Annotated in this window: 22 protein-coding genes and 1 pseudogene; 15 read left to right on the forward strand and 8 right to left on the reverse strand. The window is 60.5% G+C overall.

Annotation, left to right across the window (positions count from 1 at the left end; genetic code table 11):
* Positions 1-30: 30 nt before the first annotated feature.
* The 4 genes from PH552_RS27000 (at position 31) to PH552_RS27015 (ending at position 2,756) form a co-directional block, all read left to right on the forward strand.
* Positions 31-807, forward strand: a complete 777-nt coding sequence (locus tag PH552_RS27000) for an adenosylcobinamide-GDP ribazoletransferase (protein ID WP_112344020.1) — start codon at positions 31-33, stop codon at positions 805-807.
* A gap of 19 nt (positions 808-826) precedes the next feature.
* A complete protein-coding gene (locus tag PH552_RS27005; protein ID WP_112344019.1) occupies positions 827-1,048 on the forward strand; it encodes a DUF1289 domain-containing protein in 222 nt (73 codons plus the stop codon).
* A complete protein-coding gene (locus tag PH552_RS27010; protein ID WP_112344018.1) occupies positions 1,045-1,746 on the forward strand; it encodes a retropepsin-like aspartic protease family protein in 702 nt (233 codons plus the stop codon). The genes PH552_RS27005 and PH552_RS27010 overlap by 4 nt, the downstream gene beginning before the upstream one ends.
* Before the next feature lie 104 nt (positions 1,747-1,850).
* A complete protein-coding gene (locus PH552_RS27015; protein ID WP_112344017.1) occupies positions 1,851-2,756 on the forward strand; it encodes a DMT family transporter in 906 nt (301 codons plus the stop codon).
* A 29-nt stretch (positions 2,757-2,785) separates the two neighbouring features.
* Here PH552_RS27015 and PH552_RS27020 read toward each other — a convergent pair whose 3' ends face one another.
* From PH552_RS27020 to PH552_RS27045, 6 genes are all read right to left on the reverse strand, one after another.
* Entirely contained in the window at positions 2,786-3,310 is a 525-nt protein-coding gene (locus tag PH552_RS27020) for a GNAT family N-acetyltransferase (RefSeq protein ID WP_112344067.1), read from the reverse strand.
* A 7-nt stretch (positions 3,311-3,317) separates the two neighbouring features.
* Positions 3,318-4,643: a bifunctional folylpolyglutamate synthase/dihydrofolate synthase gene (locus PH552_RS27025; RefSeq protein ID WP_112344016.1), complete on the reverse strand. Its 1,326-nt coding sequence runs from the start codon at positions 4,641-4,643 to the stop codon at positions 3,318-3,320.
* A gap of 148 nt (positions 4,644-4,791) precedes the next feature.
* Positions 4,792-5,553, reverse strand: coding sequence for an ABC transporter permease (locus PH552_RS27030; RefSeq protein WP_112344015.1), 762 nt, complete (start codon positions 5,551-5,553; stop codon positions 4,792-4,794).
* The gene (locus tag PH552_RS27035) at positions 5,550-6,476 is read right to left on the reverse strand and encodes an ABC transporter ATP-binding protein (protein WP_112344014.1); all 927 of its coding nucleotides are present in this window, start codon (positions 6,474-6,476) and stop codon (positions 5,550-5,552) included. Before PH552_RS27035 ends, PH552_RS27030 begins: the two co-directional genes overlap by 4 nt.
* A 380-nt stretch (positions 6,477-6,856) precedes the next feature.
* Complete coding sequence (locus PH552_RS27040; protein ID WP_112344013.1) at positions 6,857-7,111, reverse strand: hypothetical protein; 255 nt, start codon at positions 7,109-7,111, stop codon at positions 6,857-6,859.
* A gap of 106 nt (positions 7,112-7,217) precedes the next feature.
* Positions 7,218-8,411 carry an extensin-like domain-containing protein gene (locus PH552_RS27045; protein WP_145644370.1) on the reverse strand — a complete coding sequence of 398 codons (1,194 nt, stop codon included), beginning with the start codon at positions 8,409-8,411 and terminating at the stop codon, positions 7,218-7,220.
* 245 nt (positions 8,412-8,656) lie between these two features.
* On the opposite strand from PH552_RS27045, the gene PH552_RS27050 reads away from it, so the two are divergent.
* The 7 genes and pseudogenes from PH552_RS27050 to PH552_RS27080 all read left to right on the forward strand — a co-directional run bounded on the left by PH552_RS27050 (position 8,657) and on the right by PH552_RS27080 (position 13,871).
* Entirely contained in the window at positions 8,657-9,046 is a 390-nt protein-coding gene (locus tag PH552_RS27050; RefSeq protein ID WP_112344011.1) for an acyl-CoA thioesterase, read from the forward strand.
* A 4-nt stretch (positions 9,047-9,050) separates the two neighbouring features.
* Positions 9,051-9,641 (forward strand): hypothetical protein, encoded by a 591-nt coding sequence (locus tag PH552_RS27055; RefSeq protein ID WP_112344010.1) that lies wholly within the window; start codon positions 9,051-9,053, stop codon positions 9,639-9,641.
* Positions 9,642-9,807: 166 nt separating this feature from the next.
* Positions 9,808-10,068: pseudogene (locus tag PH552_RS27060) on the forward strand (tetratricopeptide repeat protein); the annotation flags it as partial.
* 98 nt (positions 10,069-10,166) lie between these two features.
* On the forward strand, positions 10,167-11,102 hold the full coding sequence (locus PH552_RS27065) for a tetratricopeptide repeat protein (RefSeq protein ID WP_245430430.1): 936 nt from the start codon (positions 10,167-10,169) through the stop codon (positions 11,100-11,102).
* Positions 11,103-11,194: 92 nt separating this feature from the next.
* Complete coding sequence (locus PH552_RS27070) at positions 11,195-12,259, forward strand: SEL1-like repeat protein (protein WP_285166416.1); 1,065 nt, start codon at positions 11,195-11,197, stop codon at positions 12,257-12,259.
* A gap of 147 nt (positions 12,260-12,406) precedes the next feature.
* Positions 12,407-13,228 carry an RDD family protein gene (locus tag PH552_RS27075; RefSeq protein WP_281024043.1) on the forward strand — a complete coding sequence of 274 codons (822 nt, stop codon included), beginning with the start codon at positions 12,407-12,409 and terminating at the stop codon, positions 13,226-13,228.
* Between the two features lie 145 nt (positions 13,229-13,373).
* Positions 13,374-13,871: a hypothetical protein gene (locus PH552_RS27080; RefSeq protein WP_245430429.1), complete on the forward strand. Its 498-nt coding sequence runs from the start codon at positions 13,374-13,376 to the stop codon at positions 13,869-13,871.
* A 165-nt stretch (positions 13,872-14,036) separates the two neighbouring features.
* Here PH552_RS27080 and PH552_RS27085 read toward each other — a convergent pair whose 3' ends face one another.
* Entirely contained in the window at positions 14,037-15,287 is a 1,251-nt protein-coding gene (locus tag PH552_RS27085) for an MFS transporter (protein ID WP_112344006.1), read from the reverse strand.
* Between the two features lie 283 nt (positions 15,288-15,570).
* Between PH552_RS27085 and uvrB the strand changes: the two genes are divergently transcribed.
* The 3 genes from uvrB (at position 15,571) to PH552_RS27100 (ending at position 20,218) form a co-directional block, all read left to right on the forward strand.
* Entirely contained in the window at positions 15,571-18,357 is a 2,787-nt protein-coding gene (gene uvrB / locus PH552_RS27090) for an excinuclease ABC subunit UvrB (protein ID WP_112344005.1), read from the forward strand.
* A 183-nt stretch (positions 18,358-18,540) separates the two neighbouring features.
* Positions 18,541-18,999, forward strand: coding sequence for an SRPBCC family protein (locus tag PH552_RS27095; RefSeq protein ID WP_112344004.1), 459 nt, complete (start codon positions 18,541-18,543; stop codon positions 18,997-18,999).
* A gap of 160 nt (positions 19,000-19,159) precedes the next feature.
* The gene (locus tag PH552_RS27100; protein WP_112344003.1) at positions 19,160-20,218 is read left to right on the forward strand and encodes an adenylate/guanylate cyclase domain-containing protein; all 1,059 of its coding nucleotides are present in this window, start codon (positions 19,160-19,162) and stop codon (positions 20,216-20,218) included.
* Here the strand turns inward: PH552_RS27100 and PH552_RS27105 are convergent.
* On the reverse strand, positions 20,199-20,762 hold the full coding sequence (locus PH552_RS27105) for a nucleoside deaminase (RefSeq protein WP_112344002.1): 564 nt from the start codon (positions 20,760-20,762) through the stop codon (positions 20,199-20,201). The two genes, PH552_RS27100 and PH552_RS27105, sit on opposite strands and share 20 nt — an antisense overlap.
* Positions 20,763-21,217: 455 nt before the next feature.
* On the opposite strand from PH552_RS27105, the gene PH552_RS27110 reads away from it, so the two are divergent.
* Complete coding sequence (locus PH552_RS27110) at positions 21,218-21,430, forward strand: cold-shock protein (protein WP_004109325.1); 213 nt, start codon at positions 21,218-21,220, stop codon at positions 21,428-21,430.
* Positions 21,431-21,646 lie beyond the last annotated feature (216 nt).

Here is a 21,646-nt window from a genome sequence, read left to right on the forward strand (position 1 = left end):
CTGTCGCGCGCATGGCGAGGAGAGGAAGAAATGCGGGAATATATGCGCGATATCGCGCGCGCGGTCGCTTTCTTGAGCCGTATTCCCGTGCCGGCGTCGTTCTTCGAAGGCCATGACGGCAGGCTTGCGCGCGTTTCCCGCACGTTCCCCGTTGCCGGTCTGCTGGTCGTCCTGCCTGCAGCCTTGACCTTCGCGACACTGCTTGCCGTCAATGCCGATCCGTTGATGGCGGCTCTGCTGGCGCTCACCGTGCAGACGATTACGACAGGCGCTCTTCATGAGGACGGGCTCAGCGATACCGCCGACGGAGTTGGAGGCGGCAAGGACCGCGAACGCGCACTCGAGATCATGAAGGACAGCCGCATCGGCACCTATGGCGCGGCGGCGCTGATCCTGTCCTTCGGACTGCGCGCTGCGGCTCTTGCCGCTCTCGCCCGCCATCTTCCACCTTCGGAATCCGCTATCGCCTTACTCGCAAGCGCCGCCTTGAGCCGCAGTGCGATGGTATGGCACTGGTATGCCCTGCCGCCCGCCAAACCGGATGGAATAGCGGCTTCGGCGGGCAAGCCGGATGGCGATGCCATGCAGCTGGCATTGATTGCCGCACTTAGCCTCGCGGTGCTCCTCATCGGACCTGCGCTTGGTGTTCCCGCGCTCGTTGCCTGCCTTCTTGCGACCTGCGCAACAACATTTTTCACCACCGGATACATGCGGCAAAGACTGTCAGGTCACACCGGCGACACGATCGGCGCAACGCAGCAGATTTGCGAGATCGTCTCCCTCTGTACCCTTGCCATGTGCGTTTGAAGCCTCGATATATGATCTCATGCTGACACCTTGCATCCTTGTCTGCTCCATCGATCAAACGACCGGCTATTGCTTCGGTTGCGGCCGCACATCGGCCGAAATCGGCGCCTGGATGAACTATAGCGACGACGAACGCCGTGAGATCATGGAAGCGCTTCCGGAACGCCTGACGCAGATCGAGCGCAAGCCGCGCAGGGAAACCCGCCGCCAAAGGATGGCACGGGAGCGCAGTGCCGTATGAACCGCCTGAACATCGTTCTCGCCATTCTCGGCATCGGCCTTGCTCTGCTCGTCTTCAACAGCAATACCGGCACCACTTTCGGCATGCGCAATGACGATTTCGCTCGCATCGTCTATCTTCTGCCGATTGCCCTGATGATGAGCGCCGCCGTCTGGGCAAGCCGCCATACCGTCAGCCAGTCTGTCCGCAATCTCCTGATCTGGCTGGTCATCATCATGGCGCTCGCGACCGCCTATATCTATCGCCGCGATGCGGAACAGGTCGGAAATCGTGTCTTCGCCGGTCTGATGCCCGGCCATGCCGTTGTCGTCACGACAAGCGAAGGCGGCCAGGAGGTCATTCTTCACAAGCGTTCGAACGGACATTTCGAGGCCCAGGTCTTGATCAATGGCCAGCCGATCGACATGCTGATCGACACCGGTGCCAGCACGATTGCGCTGTCACAGGAAGACGCCGAGCGTGTCGGCATCATCCCGGAAAACCTCACCTATTCCATGAGCGTGCTGACGGCCAACGGTCGCGCCATGGCAGCCCCAGTTGAGCTCGGCTCCGTCGCCATCGGGCCGATCAAGCGCAAAGATGTCGAAGCGAGCGTGGCCGAAGCGGGCAAGCTGGACCAGAGCCTGCTCGGCATGAGCTTTCTCGAAACCCTGGGATCGATGCAGATGCAGACCGACGAACTTCGGCTTCGCGACTGAGGCAGACGAACCATCGGCTCAATAGTTCGGCGTGGACCGAAGCATTCCTCGTTCTTTTCGCTCTAAAGACGGTCACATCCGAACCGCATAAAGAGTGACAAATCATGGCGTCTGCAAAAACCAATATAACGACGGAACTTCTGCTTCTGCTTGCTCTCGCGACCTGCTGGGGCGCCTCCTATACCTTCATCCGCGTCGGAGTAGCAACCATTCCGCCGATCACGCTGATCGCGGCCCGCACCTTGATCGCCGGCCTTGTCCTGCTTGCAATCATTCGTTGGCGTGGTCTGAACCTGCCGCGTGACGCCGCCACCTGGAAGCGCTTCCTCATTCAATCCTGCCTCAACAGCGCCATCCCCTTCACGTTAATTGCCTGGGCGGAACAGACCGTCGATGCCGGCCTTGCGACCATATTGAATTCCACGACACCGATTTTCGCCTTCCTGATTGCCGCTTTCCTGCTGCGCAGCGAACCGCTGACGGGCCGCAAGCTGTTCGGCGTGATTGCTGGCATGGCTGGTATCTGCCTGATCATCGGCCTCGATGCGCTGCATGGTATGGGCCGCCAATTGCTGCCGCAGCTTTCCGTTGTCGCTGCATCCATCTGCTATGCCTGTGCCGCATTGTTCGGCCGTAATTTCAAGGGGCTCGACCCGATGATGCCGGCCGCCGGCTCGCTGCTATGCGGCGCGGCCCTTCTTATTCCCGCCAGCCTGATTGTCGAACATCCCTGGCAAATTGCGCCGTCGACAGCCTCGATCCTGGCACTGCTCGGCCTGTCGGTCGTCTCTACCGCGCTTGCCTTCAGCATCTATTTCCGGCTCATCCAGACCCTCGGTTCGGTCGGCACGACGGCGCAAGCCTATCTGCGCGTCCCGATCGGCGTCGGGATTGGCGTCATCTTCCTTGGCGAACCTCTATCTCCGACCGCAGCCATAGGTCTTGTCTGTGTCGTAGCAGGCGTCATGGCGATGACCTTCGCGCCACGCAAGAGGGTCGCAGCCGGGTAAATCGCCGTTCATCGGCTTGCATGGGATAATCAGATCAGAACGGACAGGTCGTCCCACGCGAAAATGAAATTGTCGGAGCGCCAGACCGGACCCGGATCCGTGTACCGGCCGATCAATTGCCCTCCGAGCGCACGATAGAAGGCGATCGCCGGTTCATTGCCGACGACGACGCCAAGCGCAGCGCCCGAATAGCCCATGGATAAAAATTCTCGCGCCAATTCTCGCATCAGACGGCGGCCAAGTCCCTGGCGTTTGATGGAAGCATCGATATAGAGCGACTTAATCTCGCCTCGCCCCTCGAACACGGCATCGGACGGCGCGTTGATCGCGCCGATGCCGACAAGCCGCCCGTCTTGCTCAGCCAGAAGTACGCGCTGATCCGTACGGGGATTTGCGAGTATATCCGCCCATCGCAGACGACGGAAATCCTCGTCGAGAGCCTCATAGATTTCTGCAGACACCAGATTGCGATAGGTGTCGCACCAGATCGCGCGATGCAGCCTCGCCATCTCGGTGACATCGTCGGCAAGAGCAGGCCTGATCGTAATTTCCATCGTCACCCTACACTCCCTGGACAGTGCCGCGCAGAGCGCCGACAAGATAGAGCGAGCCCGTCACCAGGATCCAGCCGCCCCTCTCCGCAGCTTTCGCGACTGCATGATGAAGCGCTTTCTGCGGGTTGGGCTCGGCTTCGCAGGCCATACCCATCGAGATCGCCAATGCCTCCAGCTCCGTCGCCGCATGGGCTCGACCCGATCCGGACGCCTCCGTAAAGACGGCATGGGCCACATATCGCGAGAGCACATTCAAGAAGCCGCGAGCATCCTTGTCGGATGCAAGTGCGACGACGGCAACGCAATCGCCGCTGACGCTGGACGAGCGCGTGATATCGCGAAGGACAGCCTCGATGTTGAACGGCACATGCGCACCATCCATGATGACGGGCAAGCTCTGTCGTCCGCTGCGCAGCGTGGATGGTAGGGCAAGGTCGAAACGCTCCATCCGCCCCGGCAGCCGCGCCTTGTCGATAACGGCCGGTTCGAGCAGCCACGCGCCGACCGGCTGCACCTTTTCGCTCGCCGTCTGCACGCTCTCGCCTTGTCGTCCCAGATGATCGAACACAAGTCCGACCAGCGAGATATTCGTCTCAGCAATCGTCGCATCTTCGGGAAGATCGGTTCGCAGGACCTGGCAGCCAAGCTCATCGGCACGCTGCTGCAAGACCTTTCCCGCGGCATCGTCGATAGCAAGCGTGGTGGCAAGCGTCGCGCCCGGTTTCAATATGCCGACCTTCTCGCCCGCGATCGCCTCGCGCGTGATCCCAAGGATTTCCGTGTGCTCGAGCCCGATATTGGTAACGATGGCAACTTCGCCGAAAACCACATTCGTCGAATCCAGCCTGCCACCAAGGCCGACCTCGACAACGACCCAGTTCAAGCCCGCATCTCTGAACACGACGAAGGCGGCGGCCGTTATCACATCGAACCAGGTGGCATCTTCGCCAGCTGTCGCTGCCTGCTTCGCGCTTTCATAGCCATCGAGAACGCGCATGATCGCGCTGGCCAGGACATCATCTCCGACCTCCTGGCCCAGAACACTGATGCGCTCGTTCACCCGGTCGACATGCGGTGATGCGTAGCGACCGACGCGCCAGCCGGCCCGCAGCAATCCCGCTTCGAGGAGCGCCGAGACCGACCCCTTGCCCTTGGTGCCTGCGACATGGATGGCGCGAAAGCTCCGATGGGGATTGCCCAGCCGCTGCATCAGATCGAGCATGGGCTCAAGACCGACGCGCATCTCCCCACGCGGCTTGCGCTCCCAATTGGTCAGTTGGTCGAGCCGGGAGAGTGCTTGGGATAGCGCGGGGCTCGGATCGGATTGCGGCATTGGATACCTTCGGAAGATTTCAGACTGACGCCAGGAAGCAGCATGAGAACCTCTCACCACTATGGACACCCGGCCGCCTGGCTCCGTCAAGTCACGACCAGTGGAGCCCAAGCGGCCACGCGCGCGGCAAAACTAGAAGGCTCCGCCCTCAGTTCCGCAGCCGGTAGCCCGTCCGGAAAATCCATCCGAGGATCACCAGACAGATGACGAGGAAGAGCGTGATCATTGCGAGGCTCAGGATCGGATTGACATCGGCGATGCCGTAGAAGCTCCAGCGGAAGCCGCTGACGAGATAGAGAACCGGATTGAGATGGCTGGCCGCCTGCCAGAAAGGCGGCAGCATGTTGATCGAATAGAAGCTGCCGCCGAGAAAGGTCAGCGGCGGCACGACCAGCATCGGAATGAGGTTCAGTTGCTCGAAATTTCCGGCCCAGATGCCGATCATGAAGCCGAACAGGCTGAAGGTGACCGCCGTCAGCACGAAGAACAGGATCATCATAAGGGGATGCTCGATCCTGATCTCGACGAAGAAGCTCGCCGTGGCGAGGATGATCAGGCCGATCAGCATGCCCTTGGTCGCCGCCGCGCCGACATATCCGAGAACGATCTCGGCCATGGCGACGGGCGCCGATAGCACCTCATAGATCGTGCCCGTGAATTTCGGGAAATAAATGCCGAAGGAGCCGTTGCTGATGCACTGGCCGAGCAGGGTCAGCATGATCAGGCCGGGGGTGATGAACGCCCCATAGGACACGCCCTCGACGAGATTGATGCGCGATCCGATCGCCGCACCGAAGACGATGAAATAGAGTGAGGTGGAAATGACCGGCGAGACGACGCTCTGCAACAGCGTGCGGCGCGTGCGGGCCATTTCGAAAGCGTAGATGGACTTGATCGCTTCGAAGTTCATTTGCCTGCTCCCACCAGCGAGACGAAAATATCCTCGAGCGAACTTTGGCGCGTCGAGAGGTCCTTGAAATGAATTCCCTCGGCCGCGAGCTTCGACAGCAGCGCCGCGATACTGGACTGTTCGTGCTGCGCATCAAAGTCATAGACCAGCGTCAGGCCATTCGGCCCAAGCGAAAGCCCGTTGCCGTCAAGACGATCGGGAACGGCGCCCAGCGGTTCGTTGAGATCGAGGATCAGCTGCTTGCGGCCAAGCTTGGCCATGAGCGCCTTCTTCTCCTCCACCAGCAGCAGCTCGCCGCCGTTGATGACGCCGACGCGATCCGCCGCCTCTTCGGCCTCTTCGATGTAATGCGTCGTCAGAATGATCGTAACGCCGGAAGCACGCAGGCGCTCGACCACATGCCACATATCCTTGCGCAGCGTCACGTCGACGCCGGCCGTCGGCTCGTCGAGAAAAAGAATCTTCGGTTCGTGCGAAAGCGCCTTGGCGATCAGCACGCGCCGCTTCATGCCGCCCGAAAGCTGCCGAAGCGTGTTGTCCTTCTTCTCCCACAGCGAAAGATCGCGCAATATCTTCTCAATATATTCCGGGTTCGGCTTCTTGCCGTGGAGCCCGCGCGAAAAGCTCACCGTATTCCAGACGGTTTCGAACTGATCGGTCGTCAGTTCCTGCGGCACGAGGCCGATCATGCTGCGCGTGGCGCGGAAATCGCGCACGACGTCATAACCGCCGACCGTCACCGTACCGCCGCTCGGATTGGCGATCCCACAGACGATCGAAATCAGCGTCGTCTTGCCTGCACCGTTCGGCCCGAGCAGGGCCAGGATTTCACCTTGCTCGATATCGAGATCGACGCCTTTCAGCGCCTGGAACCCGTTAGAGTATATTTTGGTGAGATTACGGATGGAAATGATCGGAGCCATGGTGAGGCAGAGTCCGGCTTTTGTGATGAATTTCGCGGCGTTTGCCCGCTATATAGCCGGTCCCGGGCTTTTACCACCCCACGGAGGTGAAACACAGCGTTCGCCTAAGCCAAATAAGCTGTCATCAAATCGTGACCTTCGTCGGGCATATAGCTCCTTAGGTGAGCAACGTTTGTCGCAACTCCGCCCAATGCCTCTTGGCGACACGTCAGCGCCTGTCGTACTGGCCGATTTATTGCCCTCGTATCCATATTGCATGCATCATTGCAACATGAAGGTCTTTTCTGGAGCAGGCAAGGATCCCCCGTCGTTGCCATGCACCGCTCAAGCCGGCATCAGCCGGCTTTTTTCTTTTTCGCCGGCTTACGATCGATGTAGCGCTACCAGTTGCCGTTGACGCCGCAGCCAGCCGGCGGCAGCGTCCTGTGCTCGAAGCGAGCCCTGAGCATTTCGCAACCCTTGTCACGGATGGGAGCGGGCATCATCGAGTTGAGGTCGATACCGACCTCGTCGAACGGATCGTCGGCATAGGCGACATAGGCGTACCAACGGCCGCCAATAACGATGACGATGGCGATCAATGCGGCAAGGAGCGCCCTTCCCAGGCTTCTCTTTCGTCTTGGTGCTTCTTCCATGAAACCTTCTCCTGCCCTCGGCCCACACGAGTAAACGCAATTTCCTCGATAGGTAAATCAGCTTCCCCGCTCGGCAAGTGTGGATGCTGCCCCGGCGAAACGCCTATCAGAGGCTGCAATAGCGTCGGCCGCCTTTCCGGTCCCGGAGATCGAAGTGGAAATGGTTCCAATGTTCCGGATTGCTGCCCGGGCCGAGCACCGTATCGAAGTAGCGGCAGCTGTCGCTGCGCACGGCTTTCAGCAGCCGCCCTTCCCGGAAGGAGAAGAGCCCCTTCTTGCGCACGTCGATCACATGGCCATTCTTCAACACGAAGGTGCCGACATCGATGGCATTGCCATGGGCATGTTCCGACATCGGATTGTAGCGCTGCCGGCTATTGTTCATCCTGCGGCAGGAATAGCCGCCGAGCGGCACGATCGTGCCGATGCCGGACCAGTAGCGTGTGCGCGCAGCCGGAGCCAGCTCGTTCTTCACCCATTTGGCAAAGGCGAGCGTCACCTGGCAATTCAATGTGACGGCTGGACTGACGGCGATGTTGCCCGAGAGACCGCTGAGCGAAACCGGATAGGGAACCTGGCAGGAGGGACCGTTAGAAATCGCCGGCTTATCCGTATAGATGACGCCCATGCGCCTGAGTTCCTGACGGCAGGCAACTTCCGACGGCGGCATCATGCCGGGTGTCGATTGTGGCGCTTCGAATTCCTGATCGAGGCGCGGCACGGGATTTTCGATACGCGGCAGCATGGCGACCTGCGTTCCCGGTTGCTGCCTCGGTATCCGCGACTGGCCGAGTTCAGCCTGCGCGGCAGGCCGCTGAAGGACGGAGCGGTTGGTCTGGACCGGCGCGTCGGTGCCGATGCCATCGACAACAGGCTGATCGGACTCGCCTTCGGCAATATTCTGCTGCTCTTCCTGCGCCAGCCCGACCACCGATGGAGACTGCGCCTCCTCGCTCGGCCCGACGCCGAGTTCGGCATCCATGTTGACGCCCTGCGGCGGAACATTCGATTGCTGCGCCAGACCGACTTCGACATCGGACGTGGTCGCCGCCTCGCCGGTTCCGGTGGAACGGAGAGGACCACCATTCCTATAGTTGTTCGAGGTGGAAACGACCGGATCCTGGACGCCTGGATAGGCGAACTGCCGCTGCGGCACGCTTCTATGCGGCTTGATGGAGCCGACGCGCGAGGAACTGTCGATGCCGGAAGGGGGCACGAGGCTGTCTGCCGTGCAGGCAACAAGCGCCGACGACAATAGCAATGGCAGCGCGACCCGCCGTAGATTGGGTAAAATGGTCATACTCCTGATCCGCTGCCCCAGCCACGGTCGGTAACGATTACAAATCCTAAATGGGAAGGGTGAACGAATGCTTACCGTCGCCACTCGGGATGTTTCAGCCTGGCGCTGCAAAGTGACGAAACCGCACGGAACATGCCCTCCGGCCCGTAGAGGTTCAAAGCAGAAAACTCAACATTGTCTTTTCCATCGCGCCTGGATTGCATAGGCTGAAAAGGGGAATCGAGCCGAGAAACAGGAGCAGATGAATGAACGACAGCGTCAAACCCAGAGGCGAGCTGACATTGCGCACGCTTGCCATGCCCGCCGACGCCAATCCTGCCGGCGATATCTTCGGCGGCTGGGTCATGGCGCAAATGGACTTGGCAAGCGGCATCCGCGCGGCCGAACGCGCCCGTGGCCGCGTTGTCACGGCGGCTGTGAAAGAGATGGCTTTCGAGCTGCCGGTCAAGATCGGCGACACGCTGAGCGTCTTCACCGACATCGACCGCGTCGGACGCACCTCGATCACGCTGAATGTCGAAGCCTGGGCGCACCGGGCGCGCTTCAATGCGTTGGAAAAAGTCACCGCTGCAACATTCATCATGGTCGCGCTTGACGAGAATGGAGCGCCGAAGGCCGTACCGGAGGAGAGCTGACGTGATGGGCCCGGCACATACGCCAGAAGTCTACGTCTATATCCGGACGGTCATGAGCATGGTGATCGGCCTCTCGCTCGCCCAGCTTCTGACGAGGCTCGCCGGGTTCGTGCAGTCGCCAGGCAAGAACAAGATCTACCTCGTCCATATCGGCTGGGTATTGTCGATGTTCCTGTTCATCATCCATTTCTGGTGGTGGGAATATCGGCTACAATCCGTCGCGCAGATCAATTTCGGCGTCTACCTCTTTCTCATCTGCTTCTGCTGCCTCTTCTATTTCCTGTGCGTATTGCTGAATCCGCATTCGGTCGAGGATTACGGCGGTTTCGAGGAATATTTCATCTCCCGTCGCCGCTGGTTTTTCGGCCTGCTTGCGGTGACCTATGCCGTCGATCTGATCGATACATTGCTGAAGGGCGAGGCCTATTTCCAGTCCCTCGGCTGGGAATATCCGATACGCAACGTCGTCTATGTCGTCCTGTGCATCATTGCCGCGATCACCGCCAACCGGCGCTTCCAGGCAGCATTCGTAATCGTCGGGCTGATCTACCAGATCACGTGGATCTTTCGCCTCTACGACGTGCTTCCGGGATAAGGTTCGCATTTCCGCCTGGCGGAAAACCACCGCCATTTCGATGCTCCACAATCCTTGACCAAGACATCGCCATATTGTTCAGATCGATTGTCGTCTGGGACATCGGCGGGGGACTCAAGCCTTGAAGACAAAGAGCTATGCATTGGGATTGGCGCTCGCTCTTTCGATGCCTTGGCTTGCCCATGCCGAAGACCCCGCTCCGGGGCCGGCCAATACTACGATCGATCTGAAATACTGGGTGGAATTCGCCAACCAGGGCAATCCGGCCGCGCAGTACGGTCTCGGCTATCGCTATGCCAACGGCCAGGGCGTGGAGCGGGATGATGCCCGGGCGGTCGATTGGTATCGGAAATCGGCCGACCAGGGCAATGCACAGGCGCAGTATGCGCTGGCCTATATGTATGCCAGCGGCCGCGGCGTCGATGCCGACCTGAAACAGGCGAACGACTGGTATCTGAGGGCGGCACAGCGGGGCAATGCCGATGCCCAATATGCCATCGGCTACTCCTACGCCAATGGGCGGGCATGGATGTCGATAGAGGAAATGCCCTCGCCTGGTATCGGAAATCCGCCGACCAGGATCAGGCGCAGGCCCAATATGCCGTCGGCTACTCCTATGCCAATGGCAGGGGTGTCGAGCGGGATGATGCCGAAGCCTATTCCTGGTACCTGAAAGCCGCCGAAGGGGGCCGCGCCGATGCGCAATATGCCGTCGGCTATAGCCTGGCGAACGGAACGGGTGTCGCCCGGGACTACAGGCAGGCACTCCAATGGTATCGCAAGGCGGCCGATCAGGGCCGCCCCGACGCTCAATATGCCATCGGCTATCTCTATGCCAACGGTCAGGGCGTGAAGGCCGATGAAGAGAGTGCGGCGAGGTGGTATCGCAAGGCCGCCGAGCAGGGCGACGCGCAAGGCGAATACGCCCTTGCCTACATGTATGCGGGCGGGCGCGGCGTCGCAAAGGACAATACCAAGGCGTTCGAATGGTATGGGAAGGCCGCCGCCCAGGGACATGCGGATGCGCAATACGCCCTGGGCTACATGTGCGACAACGGCCAAGGGACAAAGCCGGACAAAGCAGCGGCGGCAGACTGGTATCGCAAGGCCGCCGACCAGAACAATGCACGGGGCCAGTATGCCCTCGCCTATCTTTATTATCAGGGCGCCGGCGTAACCAAGGACTATGGCCAGGCTGCCGACTTGTTTCGCAAGGCCGCCGGTCAGGGCGACGCCCGCGCGCAATATGGCCTTGGATATATGTATTATAACGGCTATGGCGTGCCGAAGGACTCCACAATTGCCGCAGATTGGTTCAACAAGGCGGCGGCGAAAGGATTGCCGGAAGCGCAGCACGGCCTCGGCTACATGGAAGCCAATAGCGAGGGTCCGATCAAGGATCTCGGGCCATTGGGACAGGGAGCCGCCGGAAAGAAGGGCGCCGGCGACATGACGGGCTAGATCATATTTCACTTGCTGATGGCGCTCTTGCCCTGAGGGTCGCGAAGAGCTTGTCATCTCGAAAGAACGAATTTTCGACTGCGGGGTAGATCGTGAATTGGAAAATGGGGGCAGCAGCTTTGCTCTTCGCGCTGGTGCCGATGGGGACGGCGCATGCCGATGTCGGGCGCAACAGCTATGATCGTGAAGATCTCAAGACAGGCGCGGACTACTGGCGCCCCTTGGCAAACAGGGGCAACGTCGCGGCCCAGCTGAAACTCGGGCAAATGTACGAGCAAGGTAGCGGCGTCGAGAAAGACTACGCACTGGCGCTCAGCTGGTACAAGAAGGCCGCCGAGCAGGGCAATGCCGAAGCGCAGTTCAACGTCGGCACCATGTACGATCAGGGTGAAGGCGTCACCGCCGACAAGAGCCAGGCCGTTCTCTGGTACAAGAAGGCGGCTGCGCAGGGATACCTCAACGCACAATACAATCTGGGCGTCGTCTACGACACGGGCGAAGGCGTTCTCAAGGATAAGCCGCAGGCTTTTGCCTGGTACAGCAAGGCCGCCCAGCAGGGCGATATGGATGCGCAGTTCAATGTCGGCTCCATGTACGACCAGGGCGAAGGCACTGACAAGGACAAGCGCAAGGCCGCAATGTGGTATCTCAAGGCCGCCGAGCAGGGTAAGATCGAGGCGCAGTACAATCTCGGCATCATGTATCGTGACGGCGAGGGTGTCGCCAAGGATGGCGCGACAGCCCTTTCCTTGTTCAAAAAAGCGGCCGACCAGGGCGATCCCAGCGCACAGTTCAATGTCGGCGCGATGTATGCCGATGGTGAAGGGGTGAAACAGGACGATGGCCAGGCAATCGCATGGTTCCTCAAAGCCGCAGCGCAGAACGATGTCGAAGCCGAATATAATCTCGGCGTCATGTTCCGCGATGGCGAAGGTGCCGCCAAGAACGGTCCTCAGGCGATCTACTGGTTCGAACGGGCGGCGGCGCATCGCTATGCCGATGCGGCCTACAATCTCGGCATGATGTATCGCGACGGTGACGGCGTTGCGTCGGATTCCGCCAAGGCGCTGGAATGGTTCCGCAAGGCAAAGCGCTTGGGCTATGAGGGCGACTCCGACAAGGATGATCGCTCGAACGAACAAGGCATCCCGATCTGATCCGGTTGGGAGATCGATCACCGCTCAATCTTCGTTCCCCAGCGAATCGCAGCAAAGCGTGCTAACTCCTGCAACTTGAAGTGCCTAAAGCTTATGCCTGACTGCCGCAAAGCGCATTGAACCGGGGGAATTTATGAGTTTTGCCGCATCCGACCACCAGAAGCCTCCCTTCCGCCTCGCCATTTCTGGCGGCGGTTCAGTGCTTATGCGATCGACATCGTCATCTTCCAGATCGCTTTCGTACTCCTGTTTCTCGCACTATCGGCGGTGATGCCGTGGGACCTGACCTTGCCGTTTCTTCGCGAGCAGCAATGCCAGGAGACCACGGTAGGGCCGCTCATTCCGAAGATAGAAGCTGAGTGGCCTCTGCAGCCCGGCGAGACGAGAAGCAATCAGCTTTGCCGCATATCCTGGCTGGGCAGCAAGGGATACACCGTTTTCGTTTCAGCCGCTGTTTCGCAGCGGGGACCGACCACGGTAAAGCATGCTTTTTCCGTGCCGGTCGACAGCAACGGCAATCCGATCGATCCGACTATAACGGTGAGACCGAGTTCCAGCATCATGCTGTTGCTCCTTCCGTTCGCCTTCGCCTATTGCTCGACCCGCGGCCGGCGGACGCCAGGCAAGCGGGTAACATCGCTGCGGGTAATGACGATTGAAAACGGCGCCCTGCCCTTCGAACTTGCCGCCAAGCGCGAGGTGCTCAAGTTTCTACCATTGATGCTGCTGGCAACCTTCGATCTGGCCAGCCTGTTCCTGTCGCGCCTGTATCTTCCTCCGATCGAAGAGATGATCCAGCAGGCGCGAGATATAAATCCTCTCAGCGCCAGCGATTTCCTGGCCGTTACCGGGGCGTTGACGCCGCTTCTGTTGGTGTTCGCGCTCATCTGGTGGCTCTTCCCATTGATCATATGGCGTGGGCAGACCTTCTATGACCGCTTCTGCGACACGATGGTCGTGAAGAATTGATCGTCGGTCCAAAGCCGTGGAGTTTATCGCCATAGCGTTGGGGATTGCCTTGGCGCAGGAAGAGATGGAAGAGTAGCGCCATGCCGGGCCTCAATTGCTGCTCCTTCTCCTGCGAGGATAGATCGCCGTGAACCTGAAATATCTCATGTCCCCCCGCTTGCCCCTGCCGTCGCTTCGCATGGCTTTGCTTGCCGCGGCGGTCGTCCTGCCGCTGTCGCCGCTGCCGCTGACGGCAACGTCGGCGAAAGCCGCGCCCGGCTCATGCTGGTCGCTGCTGCAGAGCAAGTTCGGCCCGGAGATCGAGAAATCGGTGAATGAAGCCGATCCGTGCAAGAAGCTGCCGGGTGTCGATCACAAGGACAAGTTCGAGGTGAAGTCGCTCGATATCTGCGACGCTCCAAATGGAGGCGTTCAGATCAACGCCCGTGCCGAAATGGCCTGCAAGTCGCATGGGGTCCTCAAGACGACGATCAAGGGCGAGCTGGACGCTTCGATGACAGTCGATGTCGGCGCCTGCCACATTACCGACCTGCACGTCGGTATCAACGGCCCCATTGGTGAGCTGATATCCTCCGTCGGTGGCCTGCAGGATCTGGCGCGCGGCTTTGCCCAGGCCAAGATCTCGGAAATCTGCGGAAAGTGAAAAAGGGCCGGTAAAGATCGCCGGCCCTTCGAGCATTCCAGTTGGTGGCGGTTTTCCGTCCGGAATTGCGAGAAAACCCGGAATTACGAGAAAGCATAGAGATTGAGCGGTTTAGAGCTTTCGCGAAGAGCTAAACCGCTCGGGTCTATATGATGACAAACCGGTTCAGGTCTGCATGACGCTATCGGGTTGTCCGGCGTCCTTGCCGCCAAACCGAACTCCCTTTTTCTCGAACCCGAAGCCGGCGAACAACGCCACGACGACGGCGACGATGCAGGCGACGATCAACAGCGCCAGCGCATAGTCGCCGTTCCACTGCTTCGCCAATCCCGCCTGGATTGAGGCATTGCCCGACGCCAGCAGATTGCCGAGCTGATAGGCAAATCCTGGGAACGTGCCGCGCACCTCGTCCGGCGACAATTCGTTGAGATGTACGGGGACGATGCCCCAGGCGCCCTGGACGAAAAGCTGCATCAGGAAGGCGCCGATCGCGAGCATCACAGGCCCCTGACCCCAGACCCAGAGCGGGGCGACGGGAATAGCCAGCAGTGCCGCGATGACGATCGTCCGTCGCCTGCCCCAGCGCTGCGACAGGGAACCGAAGGTCAGGCCGCCGATGATCGCGCCGATATTGTAGACGATGGCGATAGCGCCGACCGTATAGGAATCATATTGCCGTTGGGTTTCCAGGAATGTCGGATAGAGGTCCTGGGTGCCATGGCTGAAGAAGTTGAACGCCGTCATCAGAAGCACGGCCCAGATGAAGAGCGGAATATTCTCCCGCAGTACGGTCAGGAAAGGCCGCTGCGGTTTGGATTGCCGCTGCAGGAACGCCGGCGATTCCTGTACGTTGCGTCTGATGTAAAGCACCAGCAGCGCCGGCAGCGCGCCGACGATGAACATGCCGCGCCAGCCGATGATCGGAAACAGCAGGAAGAACACGATCGAGGCGAGCAGATAGCCTGAAGGATAGCCAGCCTGCAGGATGCCGGACACGAGGCCGCGCGATTCCTCCGGGATGGTCTCCATCGTGAGCGAAGCACCGACACCCCATTCGCCGCCCATGGCCACGCCGAAAAGCGCGCGCAAAACCAGGAACATCGTCAATCCGGTCGAAAAACCGGTCAGAAACTCGAAAATGGAATAAAGCAGCACGTCGACCATCAACGTCGTGCGCCGGCCGAAGCGATCCGCCGCAAGGCCGAAGATCAGCGCGCCGAGCGGCCGCATGGCAAGGGTGAGAAAGATCGCCACGGCAACCGCCGGAACATCCGTGTGAAATTCTTCGGCTATATGCTTGAGGACGAAAACCAGAATGAAGAAATCGAAAGCATCCAGCGTCCAGCCCAGATAGGCTGCGATCACGGTGTTTCGTTGCTGGGGGGACAAGGAGCGTAAGCTATCCAATGCGGTCATCATGATCCTCCGACCGGATGGCGGCGGCGAGGCGGGCAATACCGGATGCCGTCGAAGCTGGGGGAACCCGGCGCTGGCCGGGCATGTCGACGTTGCGGCTGGTTCCTCCCTTGGCGCCTGCGAGGATCGCGCTATGCGGACTTTGGATCAGCGATAACGCATTGGCCGCCCTTGGGTTGTAACATATCTGACATCTCCGGCGAATGGAAAAATCCGCTATTCTGTTTCCCTTTTGTACCCTTTACCCCTTCACATCTGCGCGATCTGTCGCCATATTCGCCCCATGGCCAAATCATCGAAAAAATCCCCCGCTCCGACCGGTTTCGAAGAGGCGCCGCAGGCGCCGTTCGACGGTGCGCCGCTCAGCGGCAGCGTTGCCGATTGGGTGAAGCAGCTCGAAGCGGATGCAGAGGCATCGAGCGTCGAAACCCAGCGTGAGATCGCTTCGAAGGCCGGCAAGCACCGCAAGAAGGTGGAAATCACCGCCGGCAAGACCGCGCGTGGCGTCTCCATGGGTGGGTCGACCGACCCCAAAACGCGTGCCGCCGCCGGTCTCAATCCAGTCTCCGGCCTCGATATCGCTCTTGAGGATGCCGACAAGATTTCGACCGGCGGCGTAACGGCAACGGTAGAAGCCCTGTCGAAGCTGATCGAGAGCGGCAACCCGCTGCATAAGAACGGCAAGATCTGGACGCCGCACCGCCCTGCCCGGCCGGAAAAGTCCGAAGGCGGCATCGAGATCCGCATGGCCTCGGAATACAAGCCGGCCGGCGACCAGCCGACGGCAATCCGCGACCTCGTCGAAGGGCTGCAAAACGGCGACCGTAACCAGGTGCTGCTCGGCGTCACCGGCTCCGGCAAGACCTTCACCATGGCCAAGGTGATCGAGGCGACGCAGCGCCCGGCCGTCATCCTCGCGCCGAACAAGACACTGGCGGCACAGCTTTACTCCGAATTCAAGAATTTCTTCCCGGATAACGCGGTCGAGTATTTCGTCTCCTACTACGACTACTACCAGCCGGAAGCCTATGTGCCGCGCTCGGACACCTATATCGAGAAGGAGAGCTCGATCAACGAGCAGATCGATCGCATGCGCCACTCGGCGACGCGTTCGCTGCTGGAACGCGATGATTGTATCATCGTCGCCTCGGTCTCGTGCATCTACGGTATCGGCTCGGTCGAGACCTACACCGCCATGACCTTCCAGATGAATGTCGGCGACCGGCTCGATCAGCGGCAGTTGCTGGCCGACCTCGTGGCGCAGCAATACAAGCGCCGCGATATAGATTTCACGCGCGGCTCCTTCAGGGTTCGCGGCGACACGATCGAAATCTTCCCGGCCCACTTGGAGGATGCCGCCTGGCGCATCTCCATGTTCGGCGACGAAATAGACGCCATCACCGAATTCGATCCCCTCACCGGCCAGAAGACCGGCGACCTGAAATCGGTGAAGATCTACGCCAATTCGCACTATGTCACGCCGCGCCCGACGCTGAACGGCGCCATCAAGGCGATCAAGGAAGAGCTGAAACTCCGCCTTGCCGAGCTGGAAAAGGCCGGCCGCCTGCTGGAGGCTCAGCGCCTGGAACAGCGCACCCGCTATGACATCGAGATGCTCGAGGCCACCGGCTCCTGCCAGGGCATCGAAAACTATTCACGCTATCTGACCGGCCGCAATCCCGGCGAGCCCCCGCCGACGCTATTCGAATATATTCCCGATAACGCCATCATCTTCATCGACGAGAGCCACGTCACCGTGCCTCAGATCGGCGGCATGTATCGCGGCGACTTCCGCCGCAAGGCGACGCTGGCCGAATACGGCTTCCGCCTGCCGTCCTGCATGGACAACCGTCCCCTGCGCTTCGAGGAATGGGACGCCATGCGCCCGGACACGATCGCGGTATCGGCAACGCCCGGCGGCTGGGAAATGGAGCAATCCGGCGGCGTCTTCGCGGAACAGGTCATCCGCCCGACCGGCCTCATCGATCCGCCGGTCGAGGTCCGTTCGGCCCGCACCCAGGTCGATGACGTCCTTGGCGAAATCCGCGAGACCGCCGCCAAGGGTTATCGCACGCTCTGCACGGTGCTCACCAAGCGCATGGCCGAGGACCTGACGGAATATCTGCATGAACAGGGCGTGCGCGTGCGCTACATGCACTCCGACATCGACACGCTGGAGCGCATCGAGATCATCCGCGATCTTCGCCTCGGCGCTTTCGACGTGCTCGTCGGCATCAACCTGCTGCGCGAGGGCCTCGACATTCCCGAATGCGGCTTCGTCGCCATTCTCGATGCCGACAAGGAAGGCTTCCTGCGTTCTGAGACGTCGCTGATCCAGACCATCGGCCGCGCCGCCCGTAACGTCGACGGCAAGGTCATCCTTTACGCCGATAATATCACCGGCTCGATGCGGCGGGCGATGGACGAGACCAATCGCCGCCGCGAAAAGCAGATGGCCTACAACAAGGAACACGGCATCACGCCGGAATCGGTCAAGGCGAAGATTTCCGACATTCTCGACAGCGTCTATGAGAAGGACCATGTCCGCGCCGATATCGGCGGCGCCTCGGGCAAGGGCTTTGCCGATGGTGGCCATCTCGTCGGTAACAATCTGCAGGCCCATCTCAACGCGCTGGAAAAATCCATGCGCGATGCCGCCGCCGACCTGGATTTCGAAAAGGCGGCACGGCTGCGCGACGAGATCAAGCGCCTCAAGGCCGTCGAACTCGCCGCCATGGACGACCCGCTCGCCCGCGAGGAGGCGAAGAGCCTCGAAAGCCGCGGTTCTGCACCGGGCAAGCGTGCACCGCCAGCGCCGGATTCCCGCTCCTATTTCGCCAAGCCGAGCCTTGACGAAATGGGTCCGGGCGGCGATGCCGGCACGCCGCTTTTCCGCAAGAACACATTGGACGAGATGACCGTCGGCCGCACCGAAAAGCCTGTCACAGGTAAGGTGCCGGACAAGCCGATCATCCGGGCGAAGCCGGGTGTCGGCTCCTATGAGGATGCGGTGGACGAAAAACAGCGCAAGGGACGGACGAAAGGCAAGACGGGCCGGCCTGGGCGATAAGGCGACAGCCGCCAAAGTCTGCTAACCGCAGCTGCCGGCTTATGAGGAGTGACGCCCGGCAAGTATAGAATGACGCCTTGCTGCCGGGGCAATGGCTCCTACATGCCGGCACATAGGAGGCCCACGGCGGGACGAAGGTATTCGTCACGGTGGGAAGCGACAGCAACCACGGGAGAGAGACCGATGCCAGAAGCTTTAATCGTTCGTCGCGAGACCCATGTCTCCGCGCCGCCTGCGGCCGTCTTCGCGCTGCTGACCGATCCCGAAAAGATCCTGCGCTGGATGGGCACGGAAGCCAGGACGGAGCCGCAGCCGGGCGGCATCTATCTCGTCAATGTCACCGGCGCCCGCGTCGCGCGCGGCTCCTTCCGCGAAGTCGTGCCGGTGCATCGCCTCGCCTACAGCTTCGGCTGGGAAGGCAGCGAAGAAGTGCCGCCGGAGTCGAGCCTGGTGGAGATCGATCTGATCGAGCAGCCCGACGGGACGCTGGTGCGCCTCACCCATTCGGGCCTGCCGACGCCGGAGCAATGCGAAGCCCACGCAAAGGGCTGGGCGCATTATCTCGACCGAATGGCGGAAGTGGCAGCCGGACGGGATCCGGGTCCGGATGTGATGCGCGGTCACGACGGCCAGAAACAATAATGCCTTAGGGCTGCTCCATCCGGCTCGATGGCTTGAGGAACAAGGAAGTCACCGCCCAGGGACAATAATTTCGCGCGCTGGAACTTGATGATCTCAGCGCTGTCGGGAAGGTTGCGCCGGCAAGGATGACAGCTCGCGAGCGGCGTGGCATGATCGCTGCATGGATTTACCCGCCCCCCTTGCCTGGCTGGTCGACGAAGCCGGTACCGCGCTCAGCCCCGAACGCTTCCTGGCCGATCTCGGCGGTCGTCTGCTGGCCGTCGGATTGCCGCTGACTGGCGGCGCCCTGACGCTTGCGGCGCCGCATCCTATCATCACCCAGCGTTCCTGGCTTTGGCGAGCGGAGACGGGCACGGTGATCGAAGCCCTCGGCTTCGCCGGCACATCGCTCGGACAGGCCGGCCGCGACTGGCTCGGCGAACTCGGTCCGACATGCGAGGAAACGATCGGCACCGCGCCCGGCAATTCCGTGCTCGCCTGGGCCGGAACCCGGCCCTTCACCTCCCCCGAAACGGACAGGCTGCGTCAGGTCGCGCGCTTTGCCGCCGCCCCCCTGGCCGGCCTTGCCGCGCGGGCCACTCTATCGACCCTACTCGAAGCTTATCTCGGCCGCAGAAGTGCGGCGCGCGTGCAAGCAGGCGCGCTCAGCCGCAATAGCGGCGAGACCATTCGCGCAGCGCTGCTTTGCGCCGACCTTCGGGATTTCACGGCTCTCTCCGAAGCGACGGAGCCGACTGTCGTCATCTCGGCCCTCGACGCCTGGTTCGATCGCGTCGCCGGCGCCGTGCATGCCTTCGGCGGCGAGGTGCTGAAGTTCATCGGCGATGGGGTGTTGGCAATCTTCCCTGTCAATGAAAGGCCGGCGGAAGCCTGCGAAGCGGCACTGCGCGCCGTCACCGCCATCCGCGCCGGCATGGTGCATCTCGACGCGACCCGGGCAAACCAAGGCCTGCCGCCGCTCCCCTTCGGCGCCGCGCTGCATTTCGGCGACATGCTCTGGGGCAATATCGGCGCCGCCGACCGCCTGGACTTCACCGCCATCGGCCCCGCCGTCAACCTCGTCAGCCGGCTGGAGGGGCTGTGCAGGCCGCTCGGCCGCACCGTGCTGATCTCCGGTGCGCTTGCGGCGGAGACGACGACGCCGCTGGTGCCTTTAGGGGATTATGAGCTACGGGGGATTGCCGAGCCTTGTTCGGTGTTTACGTTGGCTGAGAGCTAGGTCCGCACCACCTGCGCTGCAATACATCGTCGTCAAGCTCGGCTCTCACGGCGGCCTGAAAATGCGAAGCTCCGCCTGTAATCCAGAAGTTTTCCGTCGTCGTCGCAAGAAACTCCGCAAAAAGCTTGGAAGCCTCCTGACGACGCACGCCTCCAACGATCTCCACCGTTCTCGAGAGGTGTCTTGGAGGCGAATTTACCAGCCTAACGTGAGCGCATCCGCCATACGCATCGGGCATAGCGAAAACAAGCCGCGTTATCGGCAAGTGCATCATCGTACCGAAACACATGATGCAAGACTCGAGTGTCGTATACAGCGTCAGGCCATCGTTTCGCGAAAAACTATAGTTTCCCTTGAATACCTGATGAAACAAATTCATTTCCGCATGATTCAAATGATTCGAAACCATGGTTTTATGAGAGCGTCCCAAAACCTTGTTTTCCATGCATAGAACTGCGCCTACGGGAAACACGCCTTCATTCAGCGCGATCCGGGCTTCATCAAGTGCGAGACCCATCATGTATTCGTCACTCGATTGAGCCATGTAATTCCCTCAAATCCCGCATTAAAGTTTGTGCCTAAGATAATGGCCTTCGTTACAGCCGCGTGACGATTTATCGCTTCTTCGATCATCGCCGGCGCCTTCTCGTCAGGCAACGAATACATTTATCATGTAACTTCGCCGGCGCCTGAGGCACCAGCCTCTCGTCAACCCCTTGAAATTCCCACCCTATCCTACCCGTTCCCCACCCGGCCCTAATATTGCCCCTTGCCTTTTTCCACAAACCCTGTCACCCATATGCATGCTCGGGCATTTGCATGCCGGTGACTGGACTGATTTGGTGATCCGCTTGCGACAGGCAGCGGTTGGGTCTTCTGACCCGCGCAGACGTTCTTTCCCCGTACGTGACTTCTCGACTGGCTTTCGCATGTCGCGGAAGCAAAGCCGTCCGGGTTTATCCGGATAAACTAAGACTGATGGGTAAAGGACTATCCCCCATGGCCACCAAGGGCACCGTAAAATTCTTCAACCAGGACAAGGGTTTTGGTTTCATCACTCCTGACGGCGGCGCAAAGGACGTTTTCGTCCACATCTCCGCTCTTCAGGCTTCCGGCATCCAGTCGCTGCGCGAAGGCCAGCAGGTCACGTTCGACACCGAGCCGGATCGCATGGGCAAGGGCCCGAAGGCTGTCAACATCCAGGCTAACTAAGCCCTGGGTGACTGCCTGAATGAAGTTTCGGACGGCGCGGTGCAAACCGCGCCGTTTTTCGTTTGTGAAGATAGCACCCTCGCCCTGAAGCAAGCCTGGCTATGCCCTTTACCGCAAGCCCGTTGTCTGCCCTGGACCATCCCAACATTCCGTCATCCTCGGCTTGACCCGAGGATCCAGGCACAAGCCTCACCGTCTCCTCTGCGAAAAGGGATA

Source organism: Rhizobium aureum (assembly GCF_030182495.1).
GTDB classification, from domain to species: Bacteria; Pseudomonadota; Alphaproteobacteria; order Rhizobiales; family Rhizobiaceae; genus Rhizobium; species Rhizobium tropici_C.

Coding starts and splice junctions, on each gene's coding strand:
- PH552_RS27040 (WP_112344013.1), bottom strand. CDS start 7,111: ATGGAAGAAGCACCAAGACGAAAGAGAAGCCTGGGAAGGGCGCTCCTT.
- PH552_RS27050 (WP_112344011.1), top strand. CDS start 8,657: ATGAACGACAGCGTCAAACCCAGAGGCGAGCTGACATTGCGCACGCTT.
- PH552_RS27110 (WP_004109325.1), top strand. CDS start 21,218: ATGGCCACCAAGGGCACCGTAAAATTCTTCAACCAGGACAAGGGTTTT.
- PH552_RS27025 (WP_112344016.1), bottom strand. CDS start 4,643: ATGCCGCAATCCGATCCGAGCCCCGCGCTATCCCAAGCACTCTCCCGG.
- PH552_RS27105 (WP_112344002.1), bottom strand. CDS start 20,762: ATGGCTCAATCGAGTGACGAATACATGATGGGTCTCGCACTTGATGAA.
- PH552_RS27020 (WP_112344067.1), bottom strand. CDS start 3,310: ATGGAAATTACGATCAGGCCTGCTCTTGCCGACGATGTCACCGAGATG.
- PH552_RS27030 (WP_112344015.1), bottom strand. CDS start 5,553: ATGAACTTCGAAGCGATCAAGTCCATCTACGCTTTCGAAATGGCCCGC.
- PH552_RS27015 (WP_112344017.1), top strand. CDS start 1,851: ATGGCGTCTGCAAAAACCAATATAACGACGGAACTTCTGCTTCTGCTT.
- PH552_RS27065 (WP_245430430.1), top strand. CDS start 10,167: ATGGATGTCGATAGAGGAAATGCCCTCGCCTGGTATCGGAAATCCGCC.
- PH552_RS27045 (WP_145644370.1), bottom strand. CDS start 8,411: ATGACCATTTTACCCAATCTACGGCGGGTCGCGCTGCCATTGCTATTG.
- PH552_RS27035 (WP_112344014.1), bottom strand. CDS start 6,476: ATGGCTCCGATCATTTCCATCCGTAATCTCACCAAAATATACTCTAAC.
- PH552_RS27005 (WP_112344019.1), top strand. CDS start 827: ATGCTGACACCTTGCATCCTTGTCTGCTCCATCGATCAAACGACCGGC.
- PH552_RS27055 (WP_112344010.1), top strand. CDS start 9,051: ATGGGCCCGGCACATACGCCAGAAGTCTACGTCTATATCCGGACGGTC.
- PH552_RS27085 (WP_112344006.1), bottom strand. CDS start 15,287: ATGACCGCATTGGATAGCTTACGCTCCTTGTCCCCCCAGCAACGAAAC.
- PH552_RS27000 (WP_112344020.1), top strand. CDS start 31: ATGCGGGAATATATGCGCGATATCGCGCGCGCGGTCGCTTTCTTGAGC.
- PH552_RS27100 (WP_112344003.1), top strand. CDS start 19,160: ATGGATTTACCCGCCCCCCTTGCCTGGCTGGTCGACGAAGCCGGTACC.
- PH552_RS27095 (WP_112344004.1), top strand. CDS start 18,541: ATGCCAGAAGCTTTAATCGTTCGTCGCGAGACCCATGTCTCCGCGCCG.
- PH552_RS27010 (WP_112344018.1), top strand. CDS start 1,045: ATGAACCGCCTGAACATCGTTCTCGCCATTCTCGGCATCGGCCTTGCT.
- uvrB (WP_112344005.1), top strand. CDS start 15,571: ATGGCCAAATCATCGAAAAAATCCCCCGCTCCGACCGGTTTCGAAGAG.
- PH552_RS27080 (WP_245430429.1), top strand. CDS start 13,374: ATGTCCCCCCGCTTGCCCCTGCCGTCGCTTCGCATGGCTTTGCTTGCC.